The organism is Nostoc sp. (genome assembly GCF_036917355.1).
Taxonomy (GTDB): Bacteria; Cyanobacteriota; Cyanobacteriia; order Cyanobacteriales; family Nostocaceae; genus Nostoc.
This window is the reverse complement of the sequence record NZ_JBALDP010000003.1, coordinates 1-8,579: the sequence shown is the minus strand read 5'-3', so window position 1 is coordinate 8,579 and position 8,579 is coordinate 1. Positions and strand designations below refer to the sequence as shown.

Below are 8,579 nucleotides of genomic sequence, written 5' to 3'. Positions count from 1 at the left end.
AATTAGCAAACGTGCCTCGAATGCTACAACTGCGATCTGCCTACCTTAATGGTCAGCTTACTACCTAAATATTTTTGCAAAGGTGAGATGCTCCCTTCGGGCGGTCGTTCTGGCTTATCGAATGAAATATTTTCTGAAATTGGTGCTGCAAATAAGAAAGCATCTTGGGGTACAAATGACAGATTCTGACGCAAGTGATTCAGTGGAACATCTTTTAAATCTTGCCCATCCAATTTGATTTGTCCACTATTAGGCTCCAATTGCCTGGCCAGCAGTCGTAACAAGGTAGATTTGCCAGAGCCTACACGACCGATGATAGCAATCATTTCACCAGGGCTGATACTCAGGGATATCTGTTCTAGAACCAGACGCGATGGCAGCCCAGCACTAACTGGGTAACTATACAATAGATTTTCAACTGCAATTTCGCCATTGATCGGCTGGGCTGATAAGCCTGTTGGAACATCTTCAATCTCTGGCTTTTCATCCATAATCTCAAATACTCTGGTTGCAGCTGTAATGGCATTGAGCAAAGCATACATAACAAAACTGCTTTCCTTGATCACCCCCAAAATCATTGCTAAATAAAAGATGAAAGCTGTCAGCGTGCCAACACTGATTTGCCCAGCTAAGACTTGCTTACCACCCACGCCAACAACAATTAAGGTCATCAAACCACTACCCAGCACAGTGGAGGCAGTGAGAATAGCGTTCAAATTGATCAACTTTTGATGAGCTAGCGCATAACAATTTGACACGCCTGTAAAATACTTAATCTCACGCTCTTCCTGGGCATGAGACTGAATGGTACGAATACCCTTGAGGTTTTGCTGCACTGTTTCTGTCAACTTACCAAAACCCGCTTGTACCGCTGCTGATGCCAACAAAATACGCCCAGCTAAATACCAGCCATTAACAACTATTACTACTAGCAAAGGCAGGAGCAACAATGTTAACTGGGGCGACTGTTGTAACATAAAAATTGGGGCAATAAACATCACACCAATAAAGCTCACCAGTCGATGCACACCAGACCGGAAAAAGCGACGAATGGATTCCATATCATTAGTCGCTCGTGCAATCAAGTCACCTAAATGATAGTTTGCATAGAAGCCACGACCAAGCCTTTGTAAGTGTGCATAGAATGCTTGCCGTAAATCATAAGATATGTAAATTGAAATCAGTGCATTTTTGCGACGACCAAAGTGCAGGATACCAAAGCGCACAACTGTCAAACCAAGTATCGCCAGAGTCGGTAATAAAATATTTTCATCCTGTTTTGAAATCAAATCAATACCGACTTTCAAATAGATAGGAATGACAGCTTCAACAACATGAACGCTCAGAAGAGCTATTACTGCTATTAGCCACTGGGAACCATAAGGTTTGAAGTAGTAAAAAATTCGCTGTAACACAGTTAAAGTGTGTAAATTTGATTTCATTTTCTTGGTCAGCTATTATCAGTTTAATTTGGCTGTATAGAGAAATATTTCTATTAGATAAGAGCAATTATTTTTTCAAATCACTCAATCAAAGCAATTTATATTAATAAGACTTACAGCTTGTAATTCCCAATCAAATAATAAAGTTAATACAGTTGGCAAATCAGCTTAGTTAAGATTCATTTTTTGTCCAAACGTATTTCTGAAAAATTACCTCAATATTTAGACATCCTGAGTTAGGCGGGATGATGTGTTTTCACCTCTAAGCTTGTACAATTGCGCTTCATAAAGGGTTTTATAAAAACCATTACGAAGCATTAATTCCTTGTGGTTTCCTACCTCCACTAGTTGACCATGATTTAAAACCACAATGCGGTCTGCTCGGCGAATAGTCTGTAATCTGTGGGCAATGGTGATAGAAGTTCTGTTGGCTGTTACTTTCACCAAAGCTGCTTGTATAGCAGCTTCAGTTTCCGGATCAATACTAGCAGTGGCTTCATCCAGAATCAGAATTTCAGGATTTAAGGCAATGACACGAGTAAACGCTAATAACTGGCGTTGTCCTTGCGATAGATTTTGGCCACGGTCTTCCAATACCGTATCAAAGCCTAGTGGCAAGGCTTCAATGAAATCTAGAGTCTGTATTAGTTCAGCGGCTTTTCGAGCATCTTCCCGCGTAATAGTTGGATTACCCAAGGCGATGTTGTCATAGACAGTACCAGGGAAAAGATGAAAGTCTTGAAAGATAATACCTACACGCTTGCGGATCTGTGCAGGATCTATCTGCATGATATCGATGCCATCTATGAATAAGCTATTTTCAGGCACATCGTAGAAACGACAGATGAGCCGCGTCAATGTTGTCTTGCCAGAACCAGTGGGCCCGACAATGGCAATGTTTTCTCCTGGTGCTACAGTAAAATTAAAGTGACGAATAACTGTTTCGCCGTTTTCATAACAAAAATTCAGATCGCGAAACTCAATTCGACCTTCCAAACCTTCAGGTAAGGGTATAGGTTGCAACGGCACGGACAAAGATTCCTTCCAGTCCAACAACCCGAATATGCGTTCACAGGCTGCCGCCGCTCGAAACACCGCATTTGCTTGATCCCCCAAAGCCACAATCGGACGGAACAACATATCGCTAAATTGCAAGAACAACACGACCGATCCCAGGGTAGTAGTATGGTTCAGTACGTGTTGCCCACCTAACCACAAGATACTAGCGATCGCTAAATAGGATATGTTGTCGATAATCGGATTGTATACAGTCTCTGCCATGATCGCCTTAGTCTCGGCTACTTTATTGGCTTGGTTAATCGCAGAGTACTGTTGAAAGCTCAGTGCTTCTCGCCCGGACATTTGCACAATTTCAATTCCCGATAAGTGTTCGTGCAAATGCTCGTTGAGACGCGATAAGGTGGCACGGATGACCTGATAGATCGAACTAGAATAACGTCTAAAAATTACGATTACACCCGCCACAAACAACATCAAAGGTGATAGTTTTACGACAAGCATCGCATCCAAAGATAACATTACGCTTACAGCAACAACCAATGGAATTAATTCTCCAGCCAACGCACCGACACCAGTCAAAAGTTCGGACAAACTCTCGATATCGTTAGCAATCCGGGTCAATACCTGCCCGACCATAACCCGATCGTAAAAAGCAGATGGCAAATGCTCGACATGGGCAAACAAATCGCGGCGCAAGTCACTCAAACCCAACAGTGCCGCATAAGACAACTGAGAGCGGAAGGCATACCCAAAGCCAGACCACAGCAGTACCCAAAGTAAACCAACAAGGGCGGCAGCAATTATTTGTTCAGTGTTTAATGTAGTTGCTAACCATTGGATTAATGCCGTTTGTCCATAATCTGGTAGATCAGTCCGGTAATTATGCATCAAGATCCCGTCCACTACCACCCGGCTTACTACAACTGGTATCAAAACGGCAGATGTAGCCGAAAGCATTGCAAACAACAGAGCTAACGCAATGCGCCAGCGATACGGAGCCATCCAGTGCCGCAGTCGCCAGACATTGCTAAGAAAGGAGTTACGCTTATTGGTTGATACTTCAAAGGGGTCAAGCCGACCAAAAATGTTAGAGGTCTTTGATGATGTCATAGTTTGATCCCCCAGGACGAATGGCATTAACAAGTTAGATCAGTCTTGTATATAAATTTGTGACTGCTTTACAGGTTGCTTTTAGTTGTGGCAAAGTTAGTTTTTCGCTAGGTCATGTAATCATTGCTTTTTTGATATATTTGCTACTAGAGCAATCTGTAAATTTCCGGTCTTCTTGATTCCAGATTAAGCTGATATTTTACTTCTTCTATTTCCAACTGCTTGTTTTAGTTACTGGAACCACTTTGAACAAAATACTGTTAATCGGTCAAGTTATCGTATTTAATGAAGTTTAATAGTCTCATGAACCAGAGTAAAAAGCAAGCAGAAAAATATATAGCAATTCTTGCTATGAGAATGATTAGTCAATTCTTGGCTTATGCTTTGTGTCGGGCGTAAATCAACGGGATGGTTTATCAAGGTAGTGTGATCATAGCGATGCTATGCAAATAGCATAATTACGATGGCAGATATAGAGATCCGAACTTTTGAACTTACTGATGAGTCTGCCGTCATTGCCTTATGGATACGGTGTGGTTTAACTCGACCCTGGAATGATCCCAAAAGGGACATTGAGCGAAAGCTTTGTGTACAACCCCATCTTTTTCTTGTAGGTACAACTGGGCAGGAGCTTATAGCAACAGTTATGGCAGGGTATGAGGGGCATCGAGGTTGGATAAATTACCTTGCAGTTGCCCCACAATATCAGCGTCAAGGAATTGGAAGGTTGATGATTTTAGAAGCCGAACAACTCCTTATGCAAGCAGGTTGTCCGAAAATTAATTTACTAGTGCGGACTACAAATAGCGAAGTTATTAGATTTTACCAAAGTTTGGGATATGTTGTTGACGATGTTATCAGCTTGGGCAAACGTCTTGAATCTGATGAGTCATGATCTGATGTGATGTTGTCAGCTTGAACTTCAAGTAAAGAATTACGAGTTAAGAAAAAATAAGATTACAGTCTTTTGGGATCAAATTAATAACATCAAAATGTTCACCCATTGCTAACCATACCATTGTAGTTGTTAATGCAGATGTCGAAGTCAAGCGTTACACGTCATTGGTAATTGATTCAAATACAGAGGATAGCTTTGTCAAATAAATTCGTCAGGATTGGTCGAACAGACTGCTAGACGGCAATTATTTAAAAGTACATTTAGTTCCTGTACAACTTTCAAAGGATTTTTAAATGTGAACATAGATGCAATCGCAGCTTCATAAGGATTTCTGCCTGTTCTTTTCACGGCGGCTAACGCATCTTTATTGGAAAATCCCCGAATACTAACCAACCATGCAGCTAGCACATGACCAGTGCGGCCAATACCACCCGAACAGTGTACCACTACTTTTTGGTTTTGTTTGTCTGCTACTAAAAAAGGAAGTATTCTTTGGGTGAGCATTTCTAAATTAGCGAATTGAAAATCTGTAATCGGTGCCCAACAAACTTGCTGTTCACCAAATTCTTGTTGATATATGTCTAAAAGTTTTGAGTAACGAGCTAGTTGCTTTTGGGGGAGAAGACAGCAGACTCGTTGGATCTTTTGTTTTTTCATGAACTCAATCCAATCAAATACCTGTTGATTGGAGTAACCAGGTCTGGAAGCACCAAATACAATCGGTTCATCTTCCCAAGCGGCAGCAAACCTGTACGTATTTCTAGCCATATATTCTGATACCTGTGGGTTGTGTTGATCCCACTTCTATAATTTGTTTTATTGTAAAACAGAATGTGTTCTATTGTAAAATAAAAAACCAAAACCCAATACTGATAGAAAATGGAACAAATGGTGTTTTGTAAATCAAAGTGGACGAAGAAAAACAACGCTTGCAGAAGCTACTAGAGCGCTTACAGGGGAATAAAACACTGCGGTGGATAGCTAGTGAGCTAAAATTGGGTTCTCAAAGCACAATTCACCGATGGCGGAACACAGGTATCATCAGTGCAGAAGGAAAAATATCAATTGCCCGCTACTTAGGACGTAGTATCGAAGATATTGACAGCTACCTTTCTGGAAGGGTTGGCTTGGATGACTTACTCAACCCTAAACGTCGGTTTGAACACTTAACTAAACTAACCTGCGATGATGTACTCTACTGGCTGAAATGGCGTGCTTCCCTTCGAGATAAAGTTCAGGTAGCTCAAGAACTAAATACATTACTCTATAATTTGCTGATTGATCGCAAGGCAGAGTCATTAGGTAAAAGTATTAATGCCGTTATCCAATCAGGACGTTACCCTTCGCTAGAAGCGATCGCTCAGATGGTTGGAATTTCATCTCAACGACTTAATAATTTAATCACTGGAGAAGAAAGCCCTACAGAAGATGATTTGATTGCGCTCTCAGGTGTTCTTGACTGTGACACTGAGCAACTACTGAAAGATTACCTAGCAGGTTCATAATCCAGATGCTTTGATTACAGGCTACTGGCTAGCTTTTGCTATTGCTTTTGGTAGTTGTTCAACAGTGAGAAATATCGCAGAGTATTGAAGGGGTTTGTTCCACCCAGTGAACTCAAACAGATACTCATCTTTCTTCAAGTTTGAGCATGGTTGCCTATTGATTGATTTGATGACTGTTGATTGGCTTAGAGTTACAAGTGCTGGCTGCGTACAAATCAAAGTATTCCATCACTTGCATCAACAGGAAGATTAGCTAGGAATTAAGCCCTGATTAAGATAAGGTTATACAACAGAGATTTCACTTGTATAAGCTCATTTTTCAGAGCTAACACCTTTAGGAGCGCTATTGCAGACCCCAGACCTTCCTCAAGTGGGAGACACAGTTTTGATTCTACGTCCTTTCTATGTAACTGGAAAAGTTGGGGTTGTTTGTGGTCGAGAGCCAGACTCAGATGGTCAATCAAGCATACGCTGGCTTATTAAAGTAGATTCAGATGAGGAAAATATTTTAGTATCACTCAGGCGCAATGAGTTTGAGGTGATTACCCCGAAATTAGAATAACTTCAGGCTGTTGCCGATGGCTCCTCATCAATTCCCAGTTCCTTCTTACTGCGCTTTAACTGTTTCCAAAGTTCCTTAATTTGCTGATAAGCATCTTCTGGGTCAAGCTTACCATTGCTTTCTAAACTGGTGATCATGCCAACTTTTTGAGCAAATTCTTGCAAGTTAGCGTTAAACACTAAGTTTTCTGGTTTAACTTGTCCGTAGTAGCGACCACGAGGGTAAAGGAATTTATTTTTGTCTTCCTCATGAGACTGGTTCATGACTTTACCTTCCTACTAATAAGTTTTCATAAGAGAATGAATGTCAACCCAGTTTCAACTATTTCCTTAGCCAAATGGCTGCTTGGAAATATAGTTAGCGATTGCTAGAATCATGAGCCTTTTTTTAGTATGACTCATAGTCCAAAATCATCAAATATAAAGTGAAGAATTTCAGCCATTTAGTTTTTTTGGCTGGCAGATGGTCTTGCCATGAAGCTAAAAACAGCTTAAGAGTCTAATTTTATTCACATGAAGCTAAAAACAGCTTAAGAGTCTAATCTTATTCACACTGCTGAAGCGTTAAAATATCAACTATCCCAATTCTTCAAAAATTGGAAGATAGTTCAGACACACAATTGCAATCATTGATGAGCTTGTGAAATCCTTACGACGGTAACTGAAATTCGCGGCATAGCGGCTGCGCTCAGAGGTTGCTAAAAACTCGAACTCAGTACGAGCGGCTTTCTTCAATCCGCTGCACCGCAATTGTTAGATATCAGAAATGAACAAACTAACACTCTTACTATCATCAGATAGTTTAATCATTCGCTCAAAGCTTAGTCCTAGTTTTTTGAGCAGCTTTGCTGAACCATAATTGTCCAGTGTAGTGATAGCGACAATACGAGTTAAGCCGAAGGTTTTTCTCCCATACATCATAACAGCAGAAGCAGATTCATAAGCGTACCCTTTTCCCCGGAACTTAGGAAGAAAGGCAAACCCAACATCCACATCCTCCAAGGAATCTCTTTTTATCAAACCGCAAATTCCAATCGACACGCCTTTTTCCTTTAGCTCAACCAAATACAACCCGAAACCGAGACGCTCATACATAGTAACCAGATTCTTCAAAATATATTCACGAGCATCATCAAGGGTTCTCACACCTTTATCACCAATAAAGCGCAACCACAAAGGGTCATTCAATATCTCAAGAATGAACTCGCTATCTTCAACTGTCAACCGACGAAGAACTAAACGCTCTGTTTCAAGAACTTTCATAGTCGAACACCAAGTTATTGATGTCTAACTATTTATTATATGAACACAGGATAAAACATAATTTTTGATTACAAGAAATAAAATAGAAGACTTTTAAAGTGTTGTCCTCTGGTTTATATAAAAGTTTGATATATAATATTCTTCTTCTTTTGTTTTGTGTTTTATGCAGAAATAACGAAACATGTTGAAACTGCCGTCACACAATAGTTAAGCGTGAGTATCAACACCATCCCAGATATAAGCAAGTCAAATGTCAAATGCGTATTTCGTTACATACATTAATTACATAGCGTAAGAAGCGTACTGCTTCAACAGCGCGGCTCACTTTGCTGCGATAAGAGGAACCATGCCGAATTTCACGGAGGTTAATTGCCTCTTGAATAAGTTGATGCCACTTTGGTGGAAGATGCACCAAAGCATATCGACCAGCCTCCGTTTTCGAGAGGATTTCATGCTCTCTCAATACGTAAAACAGACGCAGAACGCCAAGCACAGCCCACTCAATACCACTATCTGTTAATAAATATGCTAATTTACTTGGCGATCGCGTCCAACTCACCCAATAGCTGTTCAGATTTTCCTTCATCTTTCTTTGCAGCAGATTCCAATCGACTGTAAATGCAAGGTTTTCTGGTGGAACTCCAATCAAACAAATGCCTCGATGTTTCAACACCCACCAAGTAGCTTGGTTTATGTCATGATATCCAGCAGAGTGCAGATCCCTGTCATGATAGTAGGGATAAGGAGCAATTTCTTGTTGCTCACGCCCGACATCTTCAA

At 40.7% G+C, this 8,579-nt stretch carries 9 protein-coding genes; 3 read left to right on the top strand and 6 right to left on the bottom strand.

Annotation, left to right across the window (positions count from 1 at the left end; all coding sequences use genetic code 11):
* Positions 1–23: 23 nt before the first annotated feature.
* Positions 24–1,442 carry an ABC transporter ATP-binding protein gene (locus V7K53_RS00425; protein ID WP_335195744.1) on the bottom strand — a complete coding sequence of 473 codons (1,419 nt, stop codon included), beginning with the start codon at positions 1,440–1,442 and terminating at the stop codon, positions 24–26.
* A gap of 222 nt (positions 1,443–1,664) precedes the next feature.
* The gene (locus tag V7K53_RS00420; protein WP_335195743.1) at positions 1,665–3,572 is read right to left on the bottom strand and encodes an ABC transporter ATP-binding protein; all 1,908 of its coding nucleotides are present in this window, start codon (positions 3,570–3,572) and stop codon (positions 1,665–1,667) included.
* A gap of 463 nt (positions 3,573–4,035) precedes the next feature.
* Here V7K53_RS00420 and V7K53_RS00415 point away from each other — a divergent pair, with 463 nt between their 5' ends.
* Positions 4,036–4,467 carry a GNAT family acetyltransferase gene (locus V7K53_RS00415; RefSeq protein ID WP_335195742.1) on the top strand — a complete coding sequence of 144 codons (432 nt, stop codon included), beginning with the start codon at positions 4,036–4,038 and terminating at the stop codon, positions 4,465–4,467.
* A gap of 201 nt (positions 4,468–4,668) precedes the next feature.
* Here V7K53_RS00415 and V7K53_RS00410 read toward each other — a convergent pair whose 3' ends face one another.
* Positions 4,669–5,238, bottom strand: coding sequence for a protein-tyrosine phosphatase family protein (locus V7K53_RS00410; RefSeq protein WP_335195741.1), 570 nt, complete (start codon positions 5,236–5,238; stop codon positions 4,669–4,671).
* 140 nt (positions 5,239–5,378) lie between these two features.
* Between V7K53_RS00410 and V7K53_RS00405 the strand changes: the two genes are divergently transcribed.
* A complete protein-coding gene (locus V7K53_RS00405) occupies positions 5,379–5,975 on the top strand; it encodes a helix-turn-helix domain-containing protein (protein ID WP_335195740.1) in 597 nt (198 codons plus the stop codon).
* Positions 5,976–6,321: 346 nt separating this feature from the next.
* Positions 6,322–6,537 (top strand): hypothetical protein, encoded by a 216-nt coding sequence (locus tag V7K53_RS00400; protein ID WP_335057139.1) that lies wholly within the window; start codon positions 6,322–6,324, stop codon positions 6,535–6,537.
* A gap of 2 nt (positions 6,538–6,539) precedes the next feature.
* Here V7K53_RS00400 and V7K53_RS00395 read toward each other — a convergent pair whose 3' ends face one another.
* The 3 genes from V7K53_RS00395 to V7K53_RS00385 all read right to left on the bottom strand — a co-directional run.
* The gene (locus V7K53_RS00395) at positions 6,540–6,800 is read right to left on the bottom strand and encodes a DUF7219 family protein (protein WP_335057137.1); all 261 of its coding nucleotides are present in this window, start codon (positions 6,798–6,800) and stop codon (positions 6,540–6,542) included.
* A gap of 489 nt (positions 6,801–7,289) precedes the next feature.
* Positions 7,290–7,799 (bottom strand): GNAT family N-acetyltransferase, encoded by a 510-nt coding sequence (locus V7K53_RS00390; protein WP_335195739.1) that lies wholly within the window; start codon positions 7,797–7,799, stop codon positions 7,290–7,292.
* Positions 7,800–8,052: 253 nt separating this feature from the next.
* Positions 8,053–8,579 (bottom strand): aminoglycoside adenylyltransferase domain-containing protein (locus V7K53_RS00385; protein WP_335195738.1); only part of this gene is annotated, 527 nt, incomplete at its 5' end.